Source organism: Thiomicrorhabdus indica (genome assembly GCF_004293625.1).
Taxonomy (GTDB): Bacteria; Pseudomonadota; Gammaproteobacteria; order Thiomicrospirales; family Thiomicrospiraceae; genus Thiomicrorhabdus; species Thiomicrorhabdus indica.
In genome coordinates, this window is the sequence record NZ_CP033040.1 from 1,383,907 (window position 1) to 1,409,359 (window position 25,453).

General features: G+C 40.8%; 23 protein-coding genes and 1 riboswitch. Of the genes, 19 read left to right on the top strand and 4 right to left on the bottom strand.

The annotated features are described in order from the left end of the window. The first annotated feature begins 50 nt into the window (after positions 1-50). The 4 genes from D9T12_RS05825 (at position 51) to D9T12_RS05840 (ending at position 3,455) form a co-directional block, all read left to right on the top strand. Positions 51-566, top strand: coding sequence for a DNA-deoxyinosine glycosylase (locus tag D9T12_RS05825; RefSeq protein WP_130537295.1), 516 nt, complete (start codon positions 51-53; stop codon positions 564-566). Positions 567-656: 90 nt separating this feature from the next. Beyond that, positions 657-2,180 carry a prephenate-dependent tRNA uridine(34) hydroxylase TrhP gene (gene trhP / locus D9T12_RS05830; protein ID WP_130538544.1) on the top strand — a complete coding sequence of 508 codons (1,524 nt, stop codon included), beginning with the start codon at positions 657-659 and terminating at the stop codon, positions 2,178-2,180. Positions 2,181-2,320: 140 nt separating this feature from the next. Next, complete coding sequence (locus D9T12_RS05835) at positions 2,321-2,578, top strand: YfhL family 4Fe-4S dicluster ferredoxin (RefSeq protein ID WP_130537296.1); 258 nt, start codon at positions 2,321-2,323, stop codon at positions 2,576-2,578. 70 nt (positions 2,579-2,648) lie between these two features. Beyond that, positions 2,649-3,455 (top strand): hypothetical protein, encoded by an 807-nt coding sequence (locus D9T12_RS05840; protein WP_130537297.1) that lies wholly within the window; start codon positions 2,649-2,651, stop codon positions 3,453-3,455. Between the two features lie 19 nt (positions 3,456-3,474). Here the strand turns inward: D9T12_RS05840 and D9T12_RS05845 are convergent, their stop codons facing one another. Continuing rightward, positions 3,475-6,621 (bottom strand): chemotaxis protein CheB, encoded by a 3,147-nt coding sequence (locus D9T12_RS05845; RefSeq protein ID WP_165395044.1) that lies wholly within the window; start codon positions 6,619-6,621, stop codon positions 3,475-3,477. Positions 6,622-6,845: 224 nt separating this feature from the next. Between D9T12_RS05845 and D9T12_RS05850 the strand changes: the two genes are divergently transcribed. From D9T12_RS05850 to D9T12_RS05885, 8 genes are all read left to right on the top strand, one after another. Beyond that, on the top strand, positions 6,846-7,856 hold the full coding sequence (locus D9T12_RS05850) for a prenyltransferase (protein ID WP_130537299.1): 1,011 nt from the start codon (positions 6,846-6,848) through the stop codon (positions 7,854-7,856). A 53-nt stretch (positions 7,857-7,909) separates the two neighbouring features. After that, complete coding sequence (cysM, locus tag D9T12_RS05855; RefSeq protein WP_165395045.1) at positions 7,910-8,803, top strand: cysteine synthase CysM; 894 nt, start codon at positions 7,910-7,912, stop codon at positions 8,801-8,803. Between the two features lie 26 nt (positions 8,804-8,829). Further along, entirely contained in the window at positions 8,830-9,324 is a 495-nt protein-coding gene (locus D9T12_RS05860; RefSeq protein ID WP_130537301.1) for a CYTH domain-containing protein, read from the top strand. Positions 9,325-9,501: 177 nt separating this feature from the next. Next, a complete protein-coding gene (locus tag D9T12_RS05865) occupies positions 9,502-10,839 on the top strand; it encodes a TolC family outer membrane protein (protein ID WP_130537302.1) in 1,338 nt (445 codons plus the stop codon). Between the two features lie 101 nt (positions 10,840-10,940). After that, entirely contained in the window at positions 10,941-12,524 is a 1,584-nt protein-coding gene (locus D9T12_RS05870) for an ABC transporter substrate-binding protein (protein ID WP_130537303.1), read from the top strand. 50 nt (positions 12,525-12,574) lie between these two features. Further along, positions 12,575-13,252, top strand: coding sequence for a L,D-transpeptidase (locus D9T12_RS05875; protein WP_240693249.1), 678 nt, complete (start codon positions 12,575-12,577; stop codon positions 13,250-13,252). After that, on the top strand, positions 13,246-14,169 hold the full coding sequence (gene nikB / locus D9T12_RS05880; RefSeq protein ID WP_130537304.1) for a nickel ABC transporter permease: 924 nt from the start codon (positions 13,246-13,248) through the stop codon (positions 14,167-14,169). The genes D9T12_RS05875 and nikB overlap by 7 nt, the downstream gene beginning before the upstream one ends. Positions 14,170-14,181: 12 nt before the next feature. Beyond that, positions 14,182-15,000: an ABC transporter permease gene (locus D9T12_RS05885; RefSeq protein ID WP_130537305.1), complete on the top strand. Its 819-nt coding sequence runs from the start codon at positions 14,182-14,184 to the stop codon at positions 14,998-15,000. A 21-nt stretch (positions 15,001-15,021) separates the two neighbouring features. Here the strand turns inward: D9T12_RS05885 and D9T12_RS05890 are convergent, their stop codons facing one another. Beyond that, positions 15,022-15,477 (bottom strand): MOSC domain-containing protein, encoded by a 456-nt coding sequence (locus D9T12_RS05890; RefSeq protein WP_165395046.1) that lies wholly within the window; start codon positions 15,475-15,477, stop codon positions 15,022-15,024. Between the two features lie 197 nt (positions 15,478-15,674). On the opposite strand from D9T12_RS05890, the gene nagZ reads away from it, so the two are divergent. Next, positions 15,675-16,724, top strand: coding sequence for a beta-N-acetylhexosaminidase (gene nagZ / locus D9T12_RS05895; RefSeq protein WP_130537307.1), 1,050 nt, complete (start codon positions 15,675-15,677; stop codon positions 16,722-16,724). After that, positions 16,724-17,851: a mechanosensitive ion channel family protein gene (locus D9T12_RS05900; RefSeq protein WP_130537308.1), complete on the top strand. Its 1,128-nt coding sequence runs from the start codon at positions 16,724-16,726 to the stop codon at positions 17,849-17,851. The genes nagZ and D9T12_RS05900 overlap by 1 nt, the downstream gene beginning before the upstream one ends. Before the next feature lie 50 nt (positions 17,852-17,901). On the opposite strand, the gene murB is transcribed toward D9T12_RS05900, so the two are convergent. Further along, complete coding sequence (murB, locus tag D9T12_RS05905) at positions 17,902-18,924, bottom strand: UDP-N-acetylmuramate dehydrogenase (protein WP_130537309.1); 1,023 nt, start codon at positions 18,922-18,924, stop codon at positions 17,902-17,904. A gap of 53 nt (positions 18,925-18,977) precedes the next feature. On the opposite strand from murB, the gene D9T12_RS05910 reads away from it, so the two are divergent. Next, entirely contained in the window at positions 18,978-20,330 is a 1,353-nt protein-coding gene (locus tag D9T12_RS05910; protein ID WP_130537310.1) for a sodium-dependent transporter, read from the top strand. Positions 20,331-20,356: 26 nt separating this feature from the next. On the opposite strand, the gene D9T12_RS05915 is transcribed toward D9T12_RS05910, so the two are convergent. After that, on the bottom strand, positions 20,357-20,881 hold the full coding sequence (locus tag D9T12_RS05915; RefSeq protein ID WP_130537311.1) for a DUF3087 family protein: 525 nt from the start codon (positions 20,879-20,881) through the stop codon (positions 20,357-20,359). A 120-nt stretch (positions 20,882-21,001) separates the two neighbouring features. Further along, a riboswitch (TPP riboswitch) is annotated at positions 21,002-21,119 on the top strand. 172 nt (positions 21,120-21,291) lie between these two features. Between D9T12_RS05915 and thiC the strand changes: the two genes are divergently transcribed. From thiC to D9T12_RS05935, 4 genes are read left to right on the top strand one after another with little or no spacing between them, the layout of a single operon-like run. Beyond that, positions 21,292-23,247 carry a phosphomethylpyrimidine synthase ThiC gene (gene thiC / locus D9T12_RS05920; RefSeq protein ID WP_130537312.1) on the top strand — a complete coding sequence of 652 codons (1,956 nt, stop codon included), beginning with the start codon at positions 21,292-21,294 and terminating at the stop codon, positions 23,245-23,247. Positions 23,248-23,249: 2 nt separating this feature from the next. Further along, entirely contained in the window at positions 23,250-24,362 is a 1,113-nt protein-coding gene (locus D9T12_RS05925) for an FAD-dependent oxidoreductase (protein WP_130537313.1), read from the top strand. After that, complete coding sequence (gene thiS / locus D9T12_RS05930; RefSeq protein ID WP_130537314.1) at positions 24,359-24,556, top strand: sulfur carrier protein ThiS; 198 nt, start codon at positions 24,359-24,361, stop codon at positions 24,554-24,556. The genes D9T12_RS05925 and thiS overlap by 4 nt, the downstream gene beginning before the upstream one ends. A gap of 56 nt (positions 24,557-24,612) precedes the next feature. Then, positions 24,613-25,413: a thiazole synthase gene (locus D9T12_RS05935; RefSeq protein ID WP_130537315.1), complete on the top strand. Its 801-nt coding sequence runs from the start codon at positions 24,613-24,615 to the stop codon at positions 25,411-25,413. Positions 25,414-25,453: the final 40 nt, after the last annotated feature.

The window sequence follows — 25,453 nt, forward strand, 5'->3', positions numbered from 1 at the left end:
TCAATTTGATTCAAACAGAGGTTCCCTGAGTCTGTAAATTATTCAAAAATATGAGCAACCTACAGAATTCAACCATCCAAGGATTTAGACCGATTATTCCAAAGCAACCTAAAATCTTGGTTCTTGGAAGCATGCCAAGTGTCAAATCCTTAGAGGATGAATTTTATTACGCACATTCTCGAAATGCCTTTTGGCCGATTATTGAGAACTTGACCGGCCGGTCTTTAAAGAGTATTTCCGAAAAAATCTCTGCATTGGATGACCTAGGGATCTTTTTGTGGGATGTGCTCCAAGCTTGTGAACGTAAAGGAAGTTTGGATAGCGCCATTCGAAATCCCGAAGCGAATGATTTTGAAGGGATTTTTACAGATTACCCCGAGATTCAGGCAGTTTGCTTTAATGGTCAAGCTGCAGAGAAATTGTTCCGGCAGCATGTTCTTAAACACCAATCCTTACCGGCCGGTCTCGTTTATCGATCACTTCCCTCAACCAGTCCTGCCAATGCAAAATTAAAAATCGAAGATAAATACTTGATTTGGGAAGAAAATTTGCGTCCTTTTTTGTAGAATACGCGTCCAAAGTGGCAATACACATGATTGCCCAAATATTTTACCCTTTCATATAGGAGATTTGCCTTGCAAGCAGAGACTCAAAACATGACTGATTCAGGTTCAGTCAAAGTGGTATCGGAACTTTTATCACCGGCCGGTACTTTAAAGAACATGGAATATGCGTTTGCTTATGGCGCGGATGCGGTTTATGCCGGTCAGCCTCGTTACAGTTTGCGAGTGCGTAATAATGAGTTTAATGAGGAAAACCTTGCTAAAGGGATTGCGCGGGCGCATGAGTTAGGCAAGAAGTTTTATGTGGTATCGAATATCGCCGCCCATAACTCCAAAGTAAACACCTATATGAAGGACATTAAGCCAATCATCGACATGAAGCCGGATGCATTGATTATGTCTGATCCAGGGTTGATTGCGATGGTTCACGAGCAATATCCTGAACAAGAAATTCATCTGTCGGTGCAATCCAATGCTGTGAACTGGGCAACGGTAAAGTTTTGGTATAACGCTGGAGTGCGTCGAGTGGTGCTTTCGCGTGAATTATCGATGGCAGAAATCCGAGAAATTCGTGAAAAAGTTCCCGAAATGGAGTTGGAAGTTTTTGTTCACGGTGCTTTGTGTATCGCCTATTCGGGGCGTTGTCTGCTTTCGGGTTATATCAACAAGCGTGATGCGAACCAAGGGACATGCACCAATGCGTGTCGTTGGAACTACAACACCTATGAAGCGAAAGAAGATGAAACCGGTGAATTAGTCGGCACGCCTAAAATTCAAGTGGAAAATATTACAGACTTGACTGGTACGACTGATCGTCCAGCCCCAGAAACCAGTGTTTATGAGCCGACATTGGGAGAAGGGGAAACAACCGATCAAGCGATGTTATTGGAAGAAGAAGGTCGTCCAGGTGAATTAATGCCGGCTTTTGAAGATGAGCATGGCACCTACATTATGAACTCCAAAGATTTGCGTGCTGTGGAACTGATTCCTGAATTGGTGGATATGGGCGTTCACTCTCTTAAAATTGAAGGCCGAACCAAGTCACATTACTATGTGGCAAGAACGGCGCAGGTTTACCGTAAAGCCATTGATGATGCACTTGAAGGTAAACCATTCGACCGTAGTTTGTTGGAAGATTTAGAATCCTTGGCAAGTCGCGGTTATACCGAAGGTTTTTTACGTCGTCATGTTCATTCGGAATACCAAAACTACGAATATGGCGTTTCAAAATCAGAGCGCCAACGTTTTGTGGGTGAAGTTGTCGATGTCGTGGAGCGCGATGGTCGTTCAATGTTGGAAATTGATGTTAAAAACAAATTCTGCGTTGGTGATTCGCTGGAAATCATGTCACCGGCCGGTAATGTTTCATTGGTGTTGGATCACATGCAAACCCACCATGACGAAGTGGTTGATTGTGCAAAAGGCTCTGGTTGGGTTGTCCGTATTGTCAATCCGTTCAAAGATTTGGACAAGGAAACATTGCTGTTCTGTTTGGTCATGCGCAATGAGTCGTGGGGTGGTGATGTCAAAAGAGATGCCGCTGCCAAAAAGGCGAAAGACGAACAAACGAAAATCGATGAAGCGAATCGCGCAGCGGCAGCCGCGAAAAAAGCATAATTTTCGGATAAACACCGTACAGTCAAGTAGCCATTTCAAAGTGCGCTGTGCACCCTCCATGGTTACTCATCGTAGCACTTCCATGTGCTACGGTGCTTTTCAATGACTTTTGGCTGCGGTTCAAATATAGGTTGTAAATTATGGCTTTAAAAATTTTAGAAGGCTGCATTAACTGCGATATGTGCGAGCCGGAATGTCCTAATAAAGCGATTTATATGGGAGAGAAAATCTACGAGATTAATCCGGATTTGTGCACAGAATGTGTTGGCTTTTATGATTCGCCAACCTGTATTAGTGTTTGTCCATTGGATGTGATTATCACTGATCCAGAACGAGTGGAAGACAAAGAAACACTCTATGAGAAATTTACTCAGCTTGTCAATGAAGACAAAATTTAGTCTAAATGCAGTTTGTTAATTAAATAATCAAGCCTCAAGTTATCTTGGGGCTTTTTTGTATGGAGATGGAATGAGGTCTTTTCTAATTTTAGCGCTATTTATCGGCAGTCTTAAAATCGCCAACGCAATGAATCTACCGGCCGGTGAATTAGTTCAAATAGGGCAGAAGATTTACCAAAATGAATGCGCTTCTAAGCCTGAAAACCTAATGCATTGGAATGCTAATGAGTCGTTCGCATCCATGGGAATCGGCCATTTTATTTGGTTTTCTGAAGTCACCAATCAAACAGACTTACGTTTTGAAGAGCAGTTTCCAGAGTTGGTTCGATTTATTTCTCAACATCAAACTTTACCGGCCGGTCTCAATTGGCTAACTGGTTCCGCGCCTTGGAACTCTAAACAAGCGTTTTTACAGTTTAAACACAATGCAGACTCCTCACAGCTAAAACAGTGGCTCATAAAAACTCAAAGCCTTCAGGCTCAGTTCATCTGGAGTCGTTTTCTAAAACGTCTAACACGCTTAAAGAGTCAAAATGCCTTAAAAAAACCTGAAGTGTCAGAAATTTTGCATCAAATGTTGCGAAATCCTAAAACGCGTTTTGCTTTAGTTGATTATGTCAATTTTAAAGGTTGGGGAGATAACCCAAAAGAGCGTTATCAAAATCAAGGATGGGGATTATTACAAGTTTTAGAAAAGGTGGCGTTGGTTCGAGGAAAACCTGACCGGCCGGTAAACTTTCAACAGCAGGTGTTGCTTGAGTTATTTGTTAACTCAGCCAAACAGGTTTTGGATAGTCGCATTAAAAATGCCCCTTCATCAAAAAATGAAGGGGCGTGGCGGAATGGTTGGTATGTACGATTGAATGGTTATCTTTAAGCAGGTTAAATTTAATCCTCTAAATAGGTTTGGTAATAATCGTCACAATACAGCTTTTTACGCGGTTATTTTCCAACATCTCAAGAGGTGAAACAGTGGCTCGAACTTCAAGTGAATCAGTATCGCTATTTTTTGGTTTCAATTTGAAACGTATGGTCATAGTTTGCGTAAGTTTCAACTTTTGAACTTTGGACAAATATGCGATAAAGCTATCACGACTCTCTTTAGAAATTTGATCAATGAATTCATCAGAGTTAAAACCTTGTTCAATTTGGCTCTCTGCGACATTAAATAACTGAATAAAACGATCATTCAAATGTGTAAATTTTTCACTGCTAAAGTCAAAAACCGATTGGGCAGCTGGAATATCAAAGACTTCTTCTATTAAGCTCTCTTTTTCCGAAAGTTGCTGTTGATGTGCCACGATTTGACTGACGTCTTTCAGGGTACCGATTAGCTTGTTTGCTTGTTTCAAATCATTGAAAGACACTACGGCATCAAACTCTATCCAAATAGTATTTTTTGATGAAGATTTCTGTACTCGATACACGAGTGGTTTCAGTGATTTTCCTTCAAGCAATTCGTGTATATATTTTTCTAATTTTGCGCGGTCTTCACTGTGAGCAAGTCCAATAAAGGCTTCATAGCTTGGAGAAAAATTTTCATCGTCTATTTCAAACAGATGAGACGCTCCGGTGGTCCAATTTAATTTTCGAGAATTAATGTCCCAATTAAAGGCACCGATTTTACCAAGGAATTCTGCTTCCCGAAGACGCTGATTAGATTGAGCTAAATCACAAGTGAGTTGTTCCAGTTTAGATTGCTGAGCTTCTTTGTCTTCATAGGCAACTCGAAGTTCTGCATAGGCTGTTTGTAATTCTTCGTTGGTTGACTGCAACTCCTCATTCGTAGTTTCGAGTTCTTCGTTTGAGCTTTGAAGTTCCTCGTTTGAGCTCTGCAATTCTTCGTTCATCGATTGCATTTCTTCGTTGGACGTTTCAAGCTCTTCAATGACGGATTGAAGTTGTTCTTTGGCTTTAATTAACTGGCGTTCTTGCTCTTTACTAAAACGCTCTTCTCCTGCATTGCTGTCCATTGATCGAGGGACATCCATCTCTTCATCAATTTGACAAAGCAGTAAAAAAAGAGCCCCTAAACGAGGGCGTTCTTCAATTCTTAGTAGGTTGATACGAGCATAAAAACTGTTATTACCAATTTCGAGACGTTGGTAGGGGGTTTTTATGGATTCAACATCTTGTAATTCCAATGAGTGCATTGCCGATCGAAGATCAATAGTCAATGTTGGGTGTAAATTTTTATATATGTTGTTGGAAGGTTGACCATCTGGACGAACCAACAATGGGTTTTGACCTTTATTGAAAATGATGTCGAGGTTTTCATTCAAAACGATGACATATTTAAAAAACTCTTGATTGAGTTTTTCAGTAATTAAGTCTTGAAGGGTGATTTCAAAAGACGGTTTGGTTGCACGCCCAACCTTCATGTCATCGTCTTTGGCCTGTACCGGATCAATATAATCTTCAATATCTTGGTATGAAACATTTCTTAGGGGTGCATGTTTTTTTCCTAAGAATACGGCTTCATAAACTTTTCCAGAACGCGATGCAGAACGGAACTGTTCGTGGAATACGCCAATGGATTCGGATTGTCCCAAGAAAAGTAAACCTTTAGGGTTTAAGGCATAATGGAAGATCGGAATAAGTTGACGTTGTAACTCTAAGTTGAAATAAATCAACAGGTTACGACAAGAAAGTAAATCAAGTCTTAAAAAAGGTGGATCATTGATTAAGTTGTGAACCGAGAAAATTAGATTTGCTTTAATCGGTTTGATGACCTCGTAGTGATCATTATGCAAGGTAAAGTATTTACGCTTATAAAGGTCTGGCATGTTTTGCAGAGCGCTTTCAGGGTAAACACCATTTCTGGCAAACTCGATAGCATTTTTGTCAATGTCGGTTGCAAAAATTTGAATTTTATATTCATCAATTGCAGGGCCAATGACCTCATTAAGAAGGATGGCTATTGAATAAGCTTCTTCCCCAGTGGAACAACCTGGAATCCATGCTCGAAATACTTTGCTCGATTTGTTAACAAAGTAATGCTGCAAATGAGTGTGCAGAGACTCAAACGCACGGTTGTCACGGAAAAAGGCGGTTACACCAATTAAGAAATCATTGAACAAGAGTTCGATTTCTTTGGCATTGTCCATTGAATAACTTAGGTAGTCTTCAATCTTGGGAATTTTTAATGTCGTCATTCGACGTTCAATACGACGAAGAATAGTTGTCTCTTTATAGAGAGTGAAATCAACATTAAAGTGCTTTTTAACCAAGCCCATAATGCGATTGTAATTGTCGCGCGAGATGGCTGTTTCTTCAAATGAGTAGTTGTGTGCTCTTGGAAATTTAAGAATATTTTTAAGTTCAAGACCTATCTCTTGAGCGTTTAGAATTAAATCAATATTTCCAGAATTAATGGCAGAATTTGGCATGCCGTTATATTTTGCAGCATTTGGATCCTGTGCTATACCAAAACCACCTTCGCCTTTAATTGCTCGAATTCCACGGGCTCCGTCTGAGCCAGTTCCTGACAAAACTATCCCTATTGCATTTTCTTTTTTTGCAACAGCAATAGATTCGAATAATAAATCCACAGATGGACGTGGACTTTGTCGTTCTTGTGACGCTGCAGTTAGGATAATTTGGTCATTGTGATTAATTTCAATATTGTAATTCGGAGGACAAACATAAATAGTATTAGGCTGTAATGATGCTTGGTGTTTGGCTGGCACGACAGGGATGGTCGAGTCTTTTTCCAGTAAGTCAACCATCATGCTTTTATAAGATGGAGAAAGGTGTTGCGCTATGACAAAACTCATACCGGTGTTGGTAGGCAGGTTCGCCACCATATGTTGTAAAGCTTCAAGACCACCTGCACTTGCACCAACACCAACGACGTAATGAATGTCTTCTGGGTTTAAGGTGTTTTTCTCAACACTCATTTTGTAATCTTCAGTCAAGTTTTCAAAATCGTTCGTTGCTATGGCCAAATCTTTATTTATGGCTTCGGTACTAACGTCTGTTTTCGATGAATTAGCGTTTTCAATTGGCTCGGCTGATTGAGGTTGATCTGTTTTCTTGGTCATAAGAATACAATTTCCCAGAGATTGATATGAGACTGTCATACATGGCTTAAATAAATACTTTATCAATAAGTAATAATTATTACTTAAACCGCGATATTAGAGAATGTTACCAAATTTAAAGCGCCTAAAGTAAGTGATTTTTTGCAAGTTAAGTTGTTTTATAAAAAATGTTTATCGAGTAAGATTCCTTAAGTTTTATTTCATTGTGGAGTTTGTCAAAACCAATGCAATCACAAGATATCTCGTCTTTATCCAAATGGGATAAATTTCGCAAACTATTGGTTGCGACACGTCCAAATTTTTTAGTGCTTCCAATTGCATTAGTCACTTTAGGTTTTTCAATCGCATTTGAAAATGGCTATTCATGGAATTGGCCAGCATTTGTTATGACTTTGGTAGGTGCTATTTTTGCTCATGCTTGGGTGAACTTGCACAATGAAATAACGGATTCAAAAAATAAATTAGATGCTCAAACCCCTAAAACCCCATTTAGCGGAGGAACTGGAACTTTTGTATTAATACCGAGCTTATTGCCCTTAGCAAATCAAGCCCTCTTAGTGTTGTTTGGAATATTAATGGTTATTTTGATGGCATTTACTTGGATTTATGGCATAGAGTTATTTTTCCTAGCATTTATTGGTGGTATTTTAATGTTGTCTTATAGTCGTTGGTTAGTACATAGACCTTGGCTATGTTGGGCTTCTGCTGGTTTAGCATTTGGCCCATTAATGGTTTTAAGTGCATTTTGGATTGCCAGTCAGACTTTCACCGTCGAGTCATTCGTTTTATCGTTCGTGGTTTTTTTCTGGGTGAATAATTTGTTGTTGTTGAATCAAGTTCCGGATTACTTTGCAGATCAAACGGTTGGTCGTAAAAATCTCGTGATTAAATATGGATTAAAAAACGCCTTATGGTTTTATTCTGCGGGTGCATTTCTCAGCCTGTGCTGCTTGTGGAGCATGGCGATTCAGGGCCAAACTTATGGATGGATTTTTATAAGTTTTATTTGGAGTGCGTTTATTATCTGGCAAATAAAACAGGTATTCAGTACTTATCATCAAATGTCTGATGAGTTTAAGATGGCATTTGAGAGAAAGGTTTCAGATTTAAACTCACTTCCAGAACATATTGCTACACATACATTTGAAGATTGGCACCGGGTACTTGGAATTAATGTCGCAATCAATATACTTATACCGTTAAGTCTCTCAGCTCTGCTAATATTGGGTTCATAAAACTATTTAGATAATACAATTTCTATTAAAACCCTGTCGATTAAGGAATGAATATGCACTACCAAACACTTAGTAACTGTGTTGGAAATACACCTTTAGTTCAATTGGTACGTTTGGTTAATACCGAGACAAATAGCATTGTTTTGGCAAAACTTGAAGGAAATAACCCGGCTGGCTCAGTAAAAGATAGGCCCGCATTGAATATGATTTTGCAAGCGGAGAAACGTGGAGAGATTAAACCCGGTGACACGCTGATCGAGGCTACTAGCGGCAACACAGGAATAGCTTTGGCTATGGCGGCTGCTATGCGTGGTTACCAAATGAAATTAATCATGCCTAATAACATGAGTATGGAGCGAAAGGCTTCGATGAGTGCGTATGGAGCACAGTTAATTGAAGTAACCAAAGAAGAAGGGATGGAAGGTGCAAGAGATTTAGCGCAACGTATGGTTAATGAAGGTCAAGGCATCATGTTAGATCAGTTTGCCAATCCGGATAATCCGTTAGCGCATTATCAAACCACAGGTCCTGAAATTTGGCATGCCACTCAAGGGCAAGTCACGCATTTTGTTTCAGCGATGGGAACCACTGGAACAATTATGGGGACATCTATGTATCTAAAAGAACAAAATGCTGATGTCGAGATTGTCGGTGTGCAACCTAAAGAAGGCGCAGCAATTCCTGGTATACGTCGTTGGCCAGAGGCGTATATGCCGAAAATTTATGAATCAACTAGAGTTGATCGTACGATTGATATGTCGCAAGATTTAGCAGAAGAAACTATGCGAAATTTGGCAAAACAAGAGGGGATTTTTGCTGGAGTTTCCTCGGGAGGAGCTGTCGCTGCCGCACTTCAAGTTGCGAATGAAACTGAAAATGCCGTTATCGTCTGTATTATTTGTGACCGAGGGGATCGCTATCTCTCGACCGGTGTTTATAATCCATAAAATAGATAAAAAAGAGACACGCTCGTATGGCTCGTGAAATAGAAAGAAAGTTTTTACTTAAAACTGACGATTGGAAATCTTTAGCTCATCAACACACTCCTTTTGCACAAGGTTATTTAACTCCTTTGAATTCAAAAGCGAAAAGCTCGGTTAGAATTCGCATTGAAGGAGATAAAGCCAACATCAATATCAAAAGTCTAGAAATTGGCTTAAGCCGAGATGAATACGAATATTCAATTGATTTTGATGATGCAAAGAAAATGTTGGCTACTTTAGCAGTAGGCCCTGTGATTGAAAAAGTTCGCTACTTAGTCAAGTTTGGTCAACATACCTGGGAGATTGATGAATTTAGCGGAGATAATGCCGGACTTGTCGTTGCCGAAGTTGAAATGGCTTCTGAAGATGAATTGATTGCTATGCCTGAATGGGTTGGCAGAGAAGTGACTCAAGAGAAACGCTTTTACAATATAAGTTTGTCTGACTATCCTTATTGTGCTTGGCGAGCAGATGAAAAATCTTAAATTCAAGAAGAATGTGCATATTTTGTCAAACAATTTGCACATTTAAAAGTGTAGTAGCTGTTACACTTTGCAAACTATTTAATAAATTTTACTCGTTTAAGTGTTTCTTCCCTTGGAAGGTTTTCAACCTTGTGGCGAGGGCAAAGCACCTAGTTTGTCACTTAAAAGGATTTAGTCATGTTGCCATTAAATAAAGTTTTGAAGAAAAAAATAACCAATTCGGTATTGGTGACCGCCATGAGCTTAGCATTACCGGCCGCTGCGTCTGCAAACGGATTGGTTGATATTTTTCAAATGGCGTTACAAAATGACCCTCTGTTGGCTCAGTCAAAGGCTCAACTTGAAGCCGATAAACAATCCATTCGTTCAATTAAAGGTGGACTTTACCCTCAAATTACTGCGAGTGGCCAATATAATGACATTGATTCACCAAGCGCTGATTACAATTCCTCTCAAATGGCCGTGACACTGAATCAATCGATTTATCAACATGAAGTGTGGTCTCGTTATGACCAAGCAAAAACTGCCATTCAAACGTCTGAACTATCAGTCGCAATTGCCGAACAAAATTTGATTTTATCGACAGCTCAGGCATATTTTGATGTGCTTTTAGCAAAGCAAAATCTACAACTCTTCAAAACTAAGGAAGCGTCAGATTTAACGCAACTTGAGAGTGCGCAAGCTTCAGCTGAAGTTGGTTTAGCCAGCAGAGTCGATGTATTACAAGCGCAATCAAGCTATGATTTATCGCGTTCAGAACGTATCAGTGCAGAAAACGCCTTGGATATTAGTCTTGAAGCTTTAGCAAAATTAACTGGCAAGCGTTTTGATGAAAACCAATTAAATGAATTGTTGATGTCGACATCTCTGCCTAGCATGCATTTTGACATTGACAAGCTACAAATGGATTCTAGCCAAAATAATTTGGCTGTTTTGCAGGCAAAAGCGCAATTAGAAGTAGCATTGCAAGAAATTGAAGTTCAAAAATCTGGATTTTGGCCAACGGTCAATTTTCAAGCTAGTTTAAGTGATACACAATATTCGAATGGGTCAGGGGCGCAAGCTGCAGACGGTACAACCTCCTCATTTGGAGTAAATGTCTCTATGCCTTTGTATTCAGGTGGTTCAACGACTGCAAATGTTAAGTCATCTGAAGCTTCAAAAGAAGCTAGTCAGCAGGGTTTAAGAGAAACCATAGATTCTGCAAAACTGGATGCACGTACCTTATCTAGAAATATTGAGCAGGGTGTAAATTTGATTCAAGCCTTGCGTGAAGCGGTAAAATCGAATGATGCATTTTTAGAAGCGGCCGAAGAGGGTTACAAAGTTGGTTTGAAGGATATGCTTGAAGTATTGAGTGCCCGAACCAATCAAGTGCAAGCTCGTAAAAACCTGATTGAAGCCTTACATAATCAGGTTTTGAATATGCTACAACTTGAAGCGGTTCTTGGGGATTTAACGGTTGAGGATTTGCAAAGATTTGATAAATTCCTGCAAATCCCAGTTACGTCATAATTTTTATTTTTGACACATCATCCGTTATGTTTTGATCCATTTTGGAGGTTTACACAAACAGATGATGTGGTTTATAAGTTTTACTTGAACATATCTCTTTTATGAAAACTCGCCGAGAAACCATCAAACAAAGCGTAAAAATTTTTTCCGGCCTAGGTGGGTTTTCTCTTCTTTCTGGATTGCAAGGCTGTTCAGATTCTCAGAAATCTCTGTCTGATAGAACGATTCGTATGGGAGTGTCTGGTGCACCTCAAATGCTAGATCCGCGAAAAGCAACGGATGCTCTCTCAACTCGAATTAATCGTTTAATCTATCGTCAGCTTATTGATTTTGATGCACAATTTTTGCCAAAACCCGACTTGGCGACTTGGCAACAATTGTCTCCAACACATTACCGTTTTACACTGGTTGAACAGACGCAGTTTCATCACAATCAAACAAGCTTAACTTCAAAGGATGTGATTGCGACTTATCAAAGTGTATTTGATAAAACACTGGGGTCAGCGCACAGGGGGTCGTTGTTAAACATTTCACAGATGGAAATCATTGACGATCAACAGTTTGATATCTATTTGCACAAGCCCGATGCTTTGTTTGTTGGTCGTTTGGTTATTGGTATCTTGCCCAAAGAACTGATTGATCAAAATCACCCTTTTCATAAACAGCCAATAGGGAGCGGCGCTTGTGTATTTGAGCAGCAAACCGCTCAAGCATTGAGAATTATTAGACGAACAGACCAAACACCGCTTGAATTTTTTACTGTGAAAGACGCTACGGTAAGAGTGTTAAAACTTCGTAAAGGTGAAATTGATTTACTTCAAAATGATTTGTCACCAGAGTTGGTGCAGTATTGCTCTCAACTTGATGGCTTTCAGGTTGATTGGCATAAAGGGACTAATTTCGGTTATTTAGGGTTTAACTTTGAAGATCCTCTTCTTGGTCAATTATCGCTTCGTCAAGCGATTGCCCAAGGAATTAACCGACAGCAAATCATTGATGCCATTTTCAATGGCCAAGGGCGACTTGCTCAAGGGTTATTAGTTCCCGAGCATTGGTGTGGTGTCGATCATTTGAATGCTTATGATTATGAACCTGAGATTGCGAGAAAAAAAGTTCAATCTATTATTCAAATATGTCTACAAGACAATAATTTAAAAGAATATATATCGGAACGAATGACACCGGCCGGTCAGAAACAGAGGTTTTTAAGTTTAAGTTTCAAAACATCAAATGATCCAACAAGGATTCGTTTGGCGACAATTTATCAATCCCAATTAAAAAAAATCGGGATTGATTTGAAAATTCAAAGTTATGACTGGGGAACCTTCTACAGTGATATTAAAAAAGGTCGTTTTCAGCTCTATAGTTTGGCGTGGGTCGGTGTAAAAAGTCCCGACATATTCCAATATGTGTTTGCTTCCACCGCTATTCCACCTAATGGTGCAAACCGAGGACGATTTATCGACCCTCAAACGGATACTTTGATCAAAGAAGGGGGAATGGCGCAAACTATTGAATCACAAGCGGCCATTTACCGGCAGTTACAAACACGATTGCACGACCAATTAGCTGCTATGCCTTTATGGTATGAGAATCAATACGTCGTTCGTTCCAAGAATCTACGAAACTATCCACTTTTTTCTGATGGACGCTATGACGGGCTGTTAAATGTCTATAAAAGTTAAACTCCGATGCCTCGAAACTCTGTCGATAGCTGTTAACCTAATGGAGCAAGGTGAGCTTTGTGAATGATGACCGGCCGGTAAACTTACCGTTGAACTTAGGTTGGCCTAATTATGTAACATGTCAGCAGCCTAATATTGCGGATCAAGAATTGTTTGTGGTGGTTTCGATTACCGAGCAAAAAGTTTATGTCTGTAAAAAGCAGGTGAACAATTCAATGGGGTTTAGTGTGCTATGGAAAGCATTGGTCAGTACTGGGAAAGCGGGCGTGGGGAATTTATCTGGGAGCGGCCAAACCCCATTAGGCTGGCATCGAATTAAAGCCAAAATTGGTGAAGGCTTGCCTGAAAATTCGGTTTTTGTTGGACGACGTGCAACGGGTGAAATTTTTACGGAAAAGTTGTCGCTTGAGAATCCTGATAGAGACTGGATTCTTACTCGAATTTTGTGGTTAACGGGTTGTCAAAAGGGCTTTAATCGCCGAATCGCTAGATTCGGGCAATGTGACACCTTGGCAAGGTATATCTATTTTCACGGTAGTGGGAATTGGAAGAATGAACCGGCCGGTAAACCTTATTCTCATGGATGTATTCGATTGCATAACAATGATTTACTTAAGCTTTTTAATATGACTTCTACGACAACTAATGTTTTGATTTTGGAGCCTGAATTGTCGCAGTTGAAAGCGCTGATTGAGCAGAATCAAATAAACGGGTGGAACCAATGCTAGGTTTTTCACTGCGTTTATTGGGATCGGTCGTCTTTGTCTCTTGGGTGGTTGGAACGCTTGTCTTTTTCTTACTTCACTTGGTTCCGGGTGACCCCGTAGCCGTCATGTTAGGGGAATGGGCAAGTCCAGCCGATGAAGAAACTCTCAGAGAACAGTTGGGGCTGCATCTGCCAATCTATCATCAATATTGGCTTTATCTAAGTGGTGTATTTCAAGGGGATTTAGGCACATCGCTATTTTCGCAAATGCCGGTGTCTGAATTAATTGCAGAGCGTTTTCCAATGACTGCGCAATTAGCGTTAATGTCGATGTTGATCGCCATTCTAATTGCATTTCCCCTTGGAATTTGGGCTTCGATTCGAGCAGGACAATGGCCAGATCATCTATCCATGAGTGTGTCTCTAGTCGGGGTCTCTATTCCGAATTTTTGGTTGGGACCAATGTTAATTTTGGTGTTTGCGCTATGGCTTGGTTGGTTTCCTGTCAGTGGAACTGAACAACCTTGGTCATGGGTTTTACCTGCCATTACTTTGGGAACCGCACTGGCTGCTATTTTAGCTCGAATGTTACGAGCTTCCATGTTGGAAGTATTGCATGAAGACTATATTCGTACAGCAAAGGCCAAAGGGTTAAATGGGTGGCAAGTAACAACCAATCATGCCATGAGAAATGCTTTGCTACCGGTTGTCACCCTATTGGGTTTACAGTTGGGGACACTTTTAGGAGGTGCTGTGATTACCGAAGTGGTCTTTGACTGGCCGGGACTTGGTCAATTATTGATTGAATCCATTCAAAAACGCGACTATCCAGTGGTTCAAGCCTGTATTTTAGTGATTAGTATTGCCTATATTGCAATCAATGGGCTCACTGAATTGGTTTATGCAACACTTGACCCTCGTATCCGAATTCAAAAGTAGCGAGCGTTGGTGATGTTACGATTTTTACAAATTTTCAGCTATGTCATTGTTTCGCTTTGGGTGTGTTTTGCCTTGCTTGGTTTTGTGATGGGAGAGCAGGCAAATCAAGTCAACCTGAATCTGATTTTACAGACACCAAATATGTCACAAACGGCAACACTCTTTGGCAGTGATGAGCTTGGACGTCCTATGTTAGAACGTTTGATTCTGGGTGCGCAAACTTCTTTTTTAGTGGCATTAGGTGTTGTGACTTTTTCAGCTATTATTGGTACGAGCATTGGCTTGTACAGCGGCTATATGGGCGGAATGACCGACCGAGTTGTGACCAAAATCATTGATGTGTTTCTCGCTTTTCCAGGGTTATTGTTAGCTATAGCATTAGCGGCGGTGTTGGGACCAGGGATTGAAAATGTGATTTTTGCATTGGTCGTTGTTGGCTGGGTTGGTTATGCACGCCTAGCCAGAGTCCAAACTTTAGCGCTTAAAAACCGTGAACACATTCATGCAGCGAAGGCCTTAGGTACTTCGCAGCCAGTAATCCTATGGCGCCACATGTTGCCATTGACTCTTGCTCCTCTAGGGGTTGAAGCGACCTTTGGAATCGCTGCAGCGGTGATTTCGGAAGCAGGCTTATCGTTCTTAGGGTTAGGCGTGCAACCCCCAGATGCCTCTTGGGGAAATATGATTAAGGAGGGGACTCGCTATTTGTTGGTTGCACCTCATATGGTATTAGTGCCTGGGATTGCATTAATGTTAGTGGTACTTGCGGTGAATCTAATTGGTGATCAATGGCGCGATCATTTAGACATCAAACAGCGGCATAATCATTAAGCAAGTGATTAACTTTAGAATTTAATCAAGCCAACGAACGGCATCTCCGACTTCAATCCATCCGCCTTGAAGCACTTCACATCGTGCTCCACCTCGCCAATTTGGTGTTAAGGCGTGTTTTAAGCCTTGATGGAGCTTATCCATCAGTTGGCAGGGATCGGTCTCTTGGTTGATTTGTAATATAACTTTGCCAATGGCAATTTTTCGACCAATATCCTCATCGGAGAATTCGATATCATCTATTAAGAGCTGAGCTCGTCTTTGTGTCCAATCAAGATTGGCTGCCGATTCTTTACATGCAATTTCCCAAGATTTCTTTGAAATTAATGTGATAGCTGTTTTTCGATTTTTGTTACCACGATAATCTCCCAACCCATTTTCAAGGGTAATAAGTGCGGTTTGATGAAGTGAAATGTCACCAAGGTGTGTTTGATGAGTGGCAATCGATAAAAGTTGGCTTTGTTTTGAATCAGTCATAGTAATCATCAATTTTTTGAGTTATAACAAACGGGTTTTTTACTAGCCGGTATTTAAAGTCTAAAAACGGCTATAAAAAACAGCGGCATTAGTGCGTTAAGATAGCACATTTTTATAGGTTTATAGATTTCGGTAGTTTCATGTCATTAAATGTTCATTTCAACCCTTTATCATCACGTAGATTATTAGGAAAAGCGATGTCGTTAGGTTCCGTGATGATTGACATTCAAGGAACACAATTAACCCCAGAGGATAAAGAACGTTTACTTGACCCACTGGTGGCTGGCGTAATTCTGTTTAGCCGTAATTATGAGTCTGTTGAACAATTAAAAATGCTCACCTCGCAGATTCATGCTTTACGCCATCCAAAGCTATTGATTGCGGTGGATCATGAAGGTGGCCGAGTGCAAAGATTTCGTGAAGGGTTTACGCGCATACCGCCTATGCGTGCGTTAGGAAAATATTTTGCCGAGCACCCTGAAAAAGCTCAGTCGGATGCGAAAAAAGTTGGGTGGCTATTAGCTTCGGAACTACTTGCCTGTGGGGTTGATTTTAGTTTTACACCTGTATTGGATATTGACTACGGTGAGTCAAGAGTTATTGGAGATCGTGCATTTTCATCGGATAAAGCAACGATTTCAAAATTGGCAGCGCATTTAATGAACGGAATGCATCAAGCAGGAATGGCCTGTGTGGGAAAACATTTTCCCGGTCATGGGTTTATTGAGGCGGATACCCATTCTGAGATTGCTGTGGACGATCGAAGTTTTTCTGAAATTCAACAGAAAGATTTACAACCATTTTTAGGTTTGATTGCAGAAGGTTTGGAAGCAGTTATGCCAGCACATGTCATTTATTCGCAAATTGATAACAAGCCGGCTGGTTTTTCAGCTTTTTGGTTGCAAGAAGTTTTGCGAAAAAAATGTCACTTTGAAGGTGCGATTATCTCCGATGATATGAGTATGCAAGCGGCAAAATCCTATGGAGATATTGTGACTGGTGTCGAAGCGGCGTTAAATGCGGGTTGCGACTTGGTTTTAGTCTGTAATGATCCCATTGCGGCAGATAAAGTTATTGCACAGGTAAACTGGCAAGGTTCACCTCTAAATCACGCGCGCTTGATTCGCCTTCAGGCGCATGGCAAATTTACAATGGAAAAACTTCATTTAGATCCGGTTTGGCAATCAGCGGTGCAAGCGGTGAATCGAGTGTTTAATTATCAAGAGATTCAAGAGGCATTACTTTAATGGAATGGTTAGTAGGGCTTTGGGCCGATTTAGTCACCTTATTCGGTGGGCAAGTATGGATTCTAATGATTTCTGCAATCCTGTTAGCGACATCCGTTATCGACCTAATTTCTAGACGCTTTTTAAAGACTTTACATTATCAACTTTTGAAGCGTCATAAAGTTTGGTTGGACAGTTTTGTTGATGCTTCTCGTGCACCCGTTTCTTTCTTTATTTGGGTGACAGGTACTGTTCTAGCATTAACAACCCTTATTTATAGACTCAATATCTATGTTGATTTAATTCCAATTATTCAATCGTTTAAATCCACAATCTTAACTTTGTCTGTCGGTTGGTTTGTGATTCGATTGGTGCAACGACTTGAATTGCATCTTAAAGCTTATGCTCGTGTGGATGATCGTTTTGATGAGGTGACCGTTGAGGCACTTGCAAAGATTATTAAATTGCTAGCGTTTGTTTTGACTGGGTTGTTCTTCCTTAATGCATTTGGTGTCAGTTTGACAGGGCTGTTAGCATTTGGTGGGATCGGTGGTATCGCGGTTGGTTTTGCGGCAAAAGACCTTCTTGGGAATATTCTTGGTGGTTTAATGATTTACTTGGACAAACCCTTTACAGTTGGTGAATGGATTCGTTCACCAGATAAACAGATTGAGGGAGTCGTTGAAAAGATTGGCTGGCGTATGACGACAGTTCGCACCTTCGATAAACGACCGCTGTACATCCCTAATGGAATTTTTGCAACCATCGCCATTGAAACCCCCACGAGAATGACAAATCGCCGAATTTATGAGCATATTGGCATTCGATACAGCGATATTCATGTAATGCCTCAAGTGGTGGCAGATGTTAAACAGATGCTACAAGAACATCCTGAAATTGATCAGGAGCAAACGTTGATTGTTAATTTTAATGCGTTTAATGCGTCTTCTATTGATTTTATGGTCTATACCTTTACCAAAACCACAAATTGGGTTGAGTATCATGAGATTAAGCAAGATGTATTTTTGAAAATTAGCGATGTAATCGCGAGTTATGGGGCAGAGATTGCCTTTCCGACACGCACGTTGCATATGTTTAATGAAAACTCTTCCACGAATTTAGAGGCATCGGACTCCATACCGAAATAGGAAAAAATAAACTTACCGGCCGGTAAGCTTTAACTGGCTGGTATTCAGTTTTACCAAATTAACACTTCAGGTTCTAGGTGAATCCCAAATTTATGGTTTACCTCTTCTTGGATGGCTTGCGAAAGGTTCTTTATATCACAACCGGTTGCACCGCCAAGATTCACCAATACTAAAGCGTGAATATCACAAACCCCAGCTTGTCGTATCGATTTCCCTTTCCAACCAGCCTCTTCAATAAGCCAAGCAGCTGGAATTTTGTAGCATCCGTTCACCATTCTATGATGAGGCATGTCAGGAAAATCTTCTGTGAGTTTTTCAAAGTATTCTTGATCGACAACAGGGTTTTTAAAGAAAGAACCGGCATTTCCATTTTTGTTTGGATCAGGCAGTCGATTCCGACGAATTCTCTCAACGGTGTCACAAATAATTTGCGGCGTAAGTTCTTCTTTTTCGTAACTAGCGACGGCATTTTTCAAAGGTTCATAGAATAGGTTTGCATGGCCTGCTGTAAGTTTTTTCAAACGGAAAGTAACACGGTGTACTAAGAGTCGATTACTAAATTCTTCTTTGAAAATACTGGTGCGATAATCGAAATTACATTCGCTGTTGCGAAATTCTCGGCGTTGACCATCGAATAAGTCTAATGTTTGTACTCGGGTAATCGTGTCTCGAGCTTCTGCACCATAAGCGCCAATGTTTTGAACCGGTGCAGCACCAACAGTTCCAGGGATGAGAGCGAGATTCTCAAGCCCCCACCAACCTTGAGCCACGGTGTAACGAACCAAGTCAATCCAAGCGACGCCTGCACCGACCGAAATCCATACATCATCGTTATCTTCCTGCATGATTTTGATTTTATTGAAGGTACAGCAAACGGTGACACCATTGAAGTTTTCAGTGAAGAGCAAGTTACTGCCGCCGCCAATTATCCTCCAAGGTAGTGATGCCAACTTAAGATCCGATCTCAATGTGAGAATGTCGCTTTGACGGCTGACTTCAGCATAATATTGAGTTTTCGACTGTATATGAAAAGTGTTATGTTTCAATAAAGAGTAGTTGGCCTGGATATGCATGGGCTTGTGTATAATAAATTTTTGATTGTTTCACCAATTATAAAGGAAACGCTTTGAGCCAGCTAAAACTTTCAAAAGAAACTTGGTCTTCCCAGTCAATTTTTATCCTTGCGGGGATTGGCTCCGCAGTAGGACTGGGAAATCTCTGGAAATTCCCTTATATCACTGGTGAATATGGGGGGTCAGCTTTTTTGTTGGTTTATCTTTTTTGTGTGCTGTTGGTTGGCTTGCCGCTTTTAATTGCTGAAATTACCTTAGGACGAGCAGGACAGGCGAATCCTGTACAAGGTATGGCGAATTTAGCTCGAGAAAATAAGGCTTCAAAGCTTTGGTCATTACTTGGGTTAAATGGGGTTTTAGCCGCTGGTTTTATCTTGTCTTTCTATTCCGTCATTGCAGGTTGGTCTGGTGCTTATTTTGTTTCAAGTCTTCAAGGAAATTTTATTTCTCAAGATGTGGCAACCATTCAGGGGGATTTTTCAGCCTTGCTGAGTTCACCATGGCAACTGTTATTTTGGCATACGGCTTTTAGTTTGCTGGCCGTTTGGATTGTCTCTAGAGGTGTTAAAAATGGTTTAGAGAAAGCCATCAATATTTTAATGCCAGCTTTATTTGCGATTTTGTTAATTTTATTGGGGTATGTGGTGGCTTCAAGAGGGTTTGAAGAAAGCGTTACCTTTTTGTTTCAGCCAGATTTTTCGAAATTAACCGCTGAAGCGGTTCTGGTTGCAATGGGACATGCGTTTTTTACTTTGAGTCTGGGATTGGGTGTCATGATGGTGTATGGCTCTTATTTAAACCAACAAAGCTCAATCGTTAAAGCATCAATTTGGATTGCTGTTGCTGATACAGCCATTGCCCTGTTAGCAGGGGTGATTATTTTCTCAATTGTCTTCGGTAATAATTTAGATGCAGCTTCGGGACCGGGCTTGTTATTCCAAACGTTACCAGTGGCCTTCAGTGAAATGTGGGGTGGTTGGTTTTTTGGCACACTTTTTTTTGGTTTGGTTGTTTTGGCGGCGCTGAGTTCAGCTATTTCTTTAATTGAACCTGCTGTCAGTTGGTTTGAACAAAACTGGGGAATTCAACGTAATAAAGCGGCCTGGGGATTTGGGTTTGTCACTTGGGTGTTAGGAATTGGGACCGTTTTGTCTTTTAATACTTGGTCTGATATTTATCTATTTTCAGACAAAACTTTCTTTGACAGTCTAGACTTTCTAACGGCAAATATAATGTTACCGGCCGGTGGATTCTTTATGGCAATTTTTGTTGGCTGGGTACTTTCGAAAGAGAAACTAAAAGGTGAGTTGGGTTTACAGGAACGTACTTTAAATCAGTATCGCGTCACCTTAAGATGGATCGTCCCTGTACTAGTAATGATTGTCTTTATTTACAATTTAATCTAATGGAATCGAAATCGTTGGAGAAGTGCTCAATGACTCTCTTTGTAGTCATTAGTCCAAGCTGGATCGAATTCAGTTTGATTTAGTTCTAACCCAAGTTCTGTCATTTGTTTTTCAAGTTGCTCTTTTTCCACTTTCATATCGATTAATGCAGAGCTGTTTTGCTCAAGTTTGTGCATCTGCGTCAACCCCAGATGATAAAAGCGTAAAATCTTCACTGCCTTTTGATCGCCAACCTTTGCTGCGGATTGAATATTCGCTAAACGATTTGTGACATACATTAAGTTTCGTTTGAGTTTCCAACCATACACAGCTTCTTGCATGAAAGGCTTATCTGCAAAGAACTTTTTCATAATCCACGCAGTAATCAACAGTCCGATAAATGCGCCTATAAAGTTCAAAACTAAATGATTATTTGAATAAGGCCCTAAATACTCAACCGTTAGAGTGGCTGTGATGAATCCTATAACAATAAAAATGGCCATCATTGAAAGCGTGACATTGCGAGTTTTTTTGCGATAGGTTGCAGGATCAATCTCTTGAATTTTAAACATTGTTCATCTCCATATAGGTAGTTTGGTGCAAGATTTTACTGAATTTTTAGTGGGCTTTTCGACAAACTACCTGATAAATAGACTTGCATCTGGTTAAATTCTTACTATACTTTCTATCATACTTAATTGTCGGAGTGCCAAACGGTTGAGATTTCTCACCGAGGCTGAGATCGCGAAAGCGGGATCCGTTGAACCTGATCTGGTTAAGGCCGGTGTAGGGAACAATAGCAACTCTGGCGTTTACTTGACTTAAGTACGCGTCGAAATTGTAGATTTCTATCTATCTTTTCCTTTTGTCTTATTTTCATGTAGCGCCTTGCTAATTCAACTATTTTTTCTCATGTCTCTTTGCTAATGTTTATTAGCATCTCGCGTTTGCCTTCCTTATCTATAACTAAGGATTTAGCAAAATGAGCCAAAACCACAAAGCGACAGATCGTCGTGAACGTCGAGCCGCAGCAGAAGCATTTATTAAAAATGTATCTGGGCAATCTTTCCCTAATTCTGAAAAGGTCTATGTTCCGGGAAAATTACACGACATAAAAGTCGGAATGCGTAAGATCACATTAAGTGATACCTATGTTTCAGGTCCAGAAGATAACCCTATTACGGAAAAAAACGAGCCTGTGCATGTTTACGATACCTCTGGGCCTTACACGGATCCAAATATTGAAGTAGATGTTTACAAAGGTCTTCCGAAATTACGTGAAGCGTGGATCGAATCGCGTGGAGATACAGAAGTATTAGACTCTGTGACTTCAAAATTTGCTCAAGAGCGTTTGGCTAATGAAGGTGTTGACGCTATACGGTTTGAAAAATTGCCAACGGTTCGTCGGGCTATCGCTGGTAAAAATGTTACGCAAATGCATTATGCTCGCCAAGGCATTATTACCCCTGAGATGGAATACATTGCGATTCGTGAGAACATGAAACGTGCTGAAATTCGTGATGAAATGATTACACAACAGCATGCTGGCGAGTCATTTGGAGCGTCTATTCCTCAAGATATTACTCCCGAATTTGTGCGTGAAGAAGTCGCGCGTGGCCGAGCAGTCATTCCATGCAATATCAATCATCCTGAATCCGAGCCTATGATAATTGGCCGTAATTTTTTAATCAAAGTAAATGCCAATATCGGTAATTCATCAGTTGGTTCTTCGATTCCTGAAGAAGTTGAAAAACTTGTTTGGGCGGCAAAATGGGGGGCAGATACGGTAATGGATTTGTCTACTGGCCGCAATATTCACGAAACTCGTGAGTGGATTATGCGTAATTCACCTGTACCAATTGGAACCGTTCCAATCTATCAAGCTCTTGAAAAAGTAAATGGAATCGCTGAAGACCTTACATGGGAAATTTTTCGTGACACATTGATTGAACAAGCTGAGCAGGGCGTGGATTACTTCACAATTCATGCGGGTGTCTTACTGCGTTATATTCCAATGACTGCAAAACGCGTCACGGGAATTGTATCGCGTGGTGGGTCAATTATGGCCAAATGGTGTTTGGCACACCACCAGGAAAGTTTTTTGTATACCCACTTTGAAGAAATTTGTGAAATTATGAAAACCTATGATGTTTCTTTTTCGCTAGGAGATGGTTTACGTCCAGGATCAATTGCCGATGCGAATGATGAAGCACAATTTGCTGAACTAGAAACTTTAGGTGAATTAACGCAAATTGCGTGGAAACATGATGTTCAGGTCATTATTGAGGGGCCGGGTCACGTTCCGCTTCACATGGTGAAAGAAAACATGGATAAACAGCTGCGTGAGTGTGGTGAGGCACCATTCTACACACTTGGACCCCTGACGACAGATATTGCCCCTGGTTATGACCATATTACTTCTGGGATCGGTGCTGCCAACATTGGTTGGTACGGTTGCGCAATGCTCTGTTATGTAACACCAAAAGAGCATTTGGGTTTACCAAACAAGGAAGATGTCAAAGAAGGTTTGATGACCTATAAAATTGCAGCACATGCAGGGGATTTGGCAAAAGGGCATCCTGGTGCGCAGATTCGTGATAATGCTTTATCAAAAGCCCGCTTTGAATTCCGTTGGGTTGATCAGTTTAATCTTGGTTTAGATCCTGAGCGTGCACGTGAATATCATGATGAAACAATTCCACAGGAATCTGGAAAAGTTGCGCATTTCTGTTCAATGTGCGGCCCTAAATTCTGTTCAATGAAAATTTCGCAAGAAGTCCGAGATTACGCAGCAGAACAAGAAGCAGCCGTTCAAAATGGTCAAATTACTGAAATCACTCTGGATGAAATTAAAGCTGGTATGAAAGAGAAATCTAAAGAGTTCATTGAGGCTGGTAGCGAAATTTATCAACCTGAAATGGTGAAAAAAGAAGCGTAAAGATGCACGCAATATCAGAAAACGTTGAGCCTAGAATAGCTATTCTAGGCGCAGGGCTTTTAGGTCGCTTGATGGCTTATCATCTAAAAGACCATGCAAAGGTGTTTTTATATGACAAAGATCAAGGTGATGCAAAACAAAGCGCGGCTTACCTAGCCGCAGCGATGTTGGCACCTTTGGCTGAATCGGCAGAAAGTAGCATTGGAGTCATGCGATTAGGTGAATATTGTCTGGAGCGTTGGAAAGAGATTTTGGCTGATTTACCTGAATCCGTCTTTTTTCAACAAAACGGCTCACTACTGCTTGCTTTTGAACAAGATCGATCCAGTTTGCAAAATCTGCAAAATAATCTCAAAGCTAGAAATTTTCAAAAGGTTGATTCTCAAGGCATTGCTAACTTAGAACCCGAGATAAACCAGAGATTTCAAGTTGGGTTGTTTTTGCCTGATGAAGGACAGCTGGATAATCGCCACTTACTTAAAGTCTTAGCAAAGGTTTTGCAAAATTCTAAATCAGTCAACTGGCAAACGGGTGTTGATGCACAAATTGATGGGAGTAACGTTTCTATCAACGGTTTAAAGAATTCATTTGATTGGATTTTAGATTGTCGCGGTCTTGGTTCCAAGCCTGATCAAGCTGATTTACGTGGTGTTCGAGGTGAAGTCATTCGCTTGAGAGCGCCAGATGTGAATTTACACCGGCCGGTAAGATTAATGCATCCACGTTATCCCATTTATATTGCACCTAAACCGAATCATGAATTTGTGGTTGGTGCGACGCAATTGGAAAGTGAGGATCAGCGCAAAGCAACCGTTCGTTCAACACTGGAGTTATTATCAGCGTGTTTTTCGGTTCACTCCGGTTTTGCTGAGGCAGAGATTTTATCTAATGAATCAGGACTCCGCCCAGCCTATTTGGATAATGAGCCTCAAATGCGCGTTTCCGGTAATGTCATCAGTTTAAATGGACTTTATCGCCACGGTTACTTACTGTCACCAGTTTTGGTGGACATGTGTGTGGCGCACATTTTGGATGAAATGATTAATCCATATTTTTGTGAACAGATGCCACATATTCTAAAAATTGATTCTGGGAATATGGAGGTGCCAGCGTGAAAGTCTTGGTGAATATGCAACAAATCGAGGTTTCAGAAGCAGGACTTTTGGCTCAAGCGTTGCATTTGTTTGGAGCAACACCTCCGTTTGCTGTCATGGTCAATGAGGAGTTCATCCCTAAATCTCAGCAAGAAGGTTTCGTGCTCAAAGAAGGTGATAAAGTCGAGGTGCTCGGTGCAATTCAAGGCGGTTAGAAATTCAATTCATAGAACTTTACCGGCCGGTAAACTTGAGATTTAAAAGGGCAATTATGCGTTCAAAACTTGATATTTATGGCACAAAACTCGATAGTCGAATGCTAATTGGTAGTGCGCTTTACCCATCACCAAAAGTGATGCAGGATAGCATAGTGGCATCTGGCGCTCAGGTTGTAACTCTATCCCTCAGTCGTCAAAATCCGACACAAGTAGGTGGTCAATCGGGTGGGGAAAACTTTTGGGAAATTATAAAATCACTCGGTTTGCATCTTTTGCCAAATACTGCCGGTTGTCACTCAGTCAAAGAAGCGGTAACAATGGCCAAAATGAGTCGAGAGATTTTTGGAACTGACTGGATCAAGTTAGAGTTGGTGGGTGATGATTTTAATTTGCAACCTGACCCTATTGACTTGGTTAAAGCAACTGAAATTTTGCTCAGTGATGGGTTTAAGGTTCTGCCTTATTGCACCGATGACTTAGTCATTGCACGTCATTTAGTCGAGTTGGGTTGCAAGGTCATTATGCCTTGGGGTTCACCAATTGGAACAGGCAAAGGGTTGCTGAATCCTTATGCTCTTCGGGCGATTCGTGAGCGTTTCCCTGAGGTGACTATGATTGTCGATTCAGGCATTGGCTTACCATCGCATGCTATGCAAGCGATGGAAATGGGGGTTGATGCCATATTGCTGAATACAGCTGTGGCGCATGCTCAGCACCCTGATATTATGGCTCAAGCTTTTAAAGGTTCGATTGAAGCTGGGCGTTTGGCCTATGAAGCCGGTGCTATGGTTGAAAGAGAGTCTGCAAGCGCCAGTACGCCAACTTTGGATTCTCCTTTTTGGCATCAAGCATAGTAAACAAGGTCTCTAAGATTACCCTGTTTGATTCATACTG

Coding starts and splice junctions, on each gene's coding strand:
- D9T12_RS05840 (WP_130537297.1), top strand. CDS start 2,649: ATGAGGTCTTTTCTAATTTTAGCGCTATTTATCGGCAGTCTTAAAATC.
- nagZ (WP_130537307.1), top strand. CDS start 15,675: ATGTCGTTAGGTTCCGTGATGATTGACATTCAAGGAACACAATTAACC.
- D9T12_RS05935 (WP_130537315.1), top strand. CDS start 24,613: ATGCGTTCAAAACTTGATATTTATGGCACAAAACTCGATAGTCGAATG.
- D9T12_RS05870 (WP_130537303.1), top strand. CDS start 10,941: ATGAAAACTCGCCGAGAAACCATCAAACAAAGCGTAAAAATTTTTTCC.
- thiC (WP_130537312.1), top strand. CDS start 21,292: ATGAGCCAAAACCACAAAGCGACAGATCGTCGTGAACGTCGAGCCGCA.
- cysM (WP_165395045.1), top strand. CDS start 7,910: ATGCACTACCAAACACTTAGTAACTGTGTTGGAAATACACCTTTAGTT.
- murB (WP_130537309.1), bottom strand. CDS start 18,924: ATGCATATCCAGGCCAACTACTCTTTATTGAAACATAACACTTTTCAT.
- D9T12_RS05860 (WP_130537301.1), top strand. CDS start 8,830: ATGGCTCGTGAAATAGAAAGAAAGTTTTTACTTAAAACTGACGATTGG.
- D9T12_RS05900 (WP_130537308.1), top strand. CDS start 16,724: ATGGAATGGTTAGTAGGGCTTTGGGCCGATTTAGTCACCTTATTCGGT.
- D9T12_RS05925 (WP_130537313.1), top strand. CDS start 23,250: ATGCACGCAATATCAGAAAACGTTGAGCCTAGAATAGCTATTCTAGGC.
- trhP (WP_130538544.1), top strand. CDS start 657: ATGACTGATTCAGGTTCAGTCAAAGTGGTATCGGAACTTTTATCACCG.
- D9T12_RS05835 (WP_130537296.1), top strand. CDS start 2,321: ATGGCTTTAAAAATTTTAGAAGGCTGCATTAACTGCGATATGTGCGAG.
- D9T12_RS05825 (WP_130537295.1), top strand. CDS start 51: ATGAGCAACCTACAGAATTCAACCATCCAAGGATTTAGACCGATTATT.
- D9T12_RS05845 (WP_165395044.1), bottom strand. CDS start 6,621: ATGACCAAGAAAACAGATCAACCTCAATCAGCCGAGCCAATTGAAAAC.
- D9T12_RS05885 (WP_130537305.1), top strand. CDS start 14,182: ATGTTACGATTTTTACAAATTTTCAGCTATGTCATTGTTTCGCTTTGG.
- D9T12_RS05890 (WP_165395046.1), bottom strand. CDS start 15,477: ATGACTGATTCAAAACAAAGCCAACTTTTATCGATTGCCACTCATCAA.
- D9T12_RS05850 (WP_130537299.1), top strand. CDS start 6,846: ATGCAATCACAAGATATCTCGTCTTTATCCAAATGGGATAAATTTCGC.
- nikB (WP_130537304.1), top strand. CDS start 13,246: ATGCTAGGTTTTTCACTGCGTTTATTGGGATCGGTCGTCTTTGTCTCT.
- D9T12_RS05915 (WP_130537311.1), bottom strand. CDS start 20,881: ATGTTTAAAATTCAAGAGATTGATCCTGCAACCTATCGCAAAAAAACT.
- D9T12_RS05865 (WP_130537302.1), top strand. CDS start 9,502: ATGTTGCCATTAAATAAAGTTTTGAAGAAAAAAATAACCAATTCGGTA.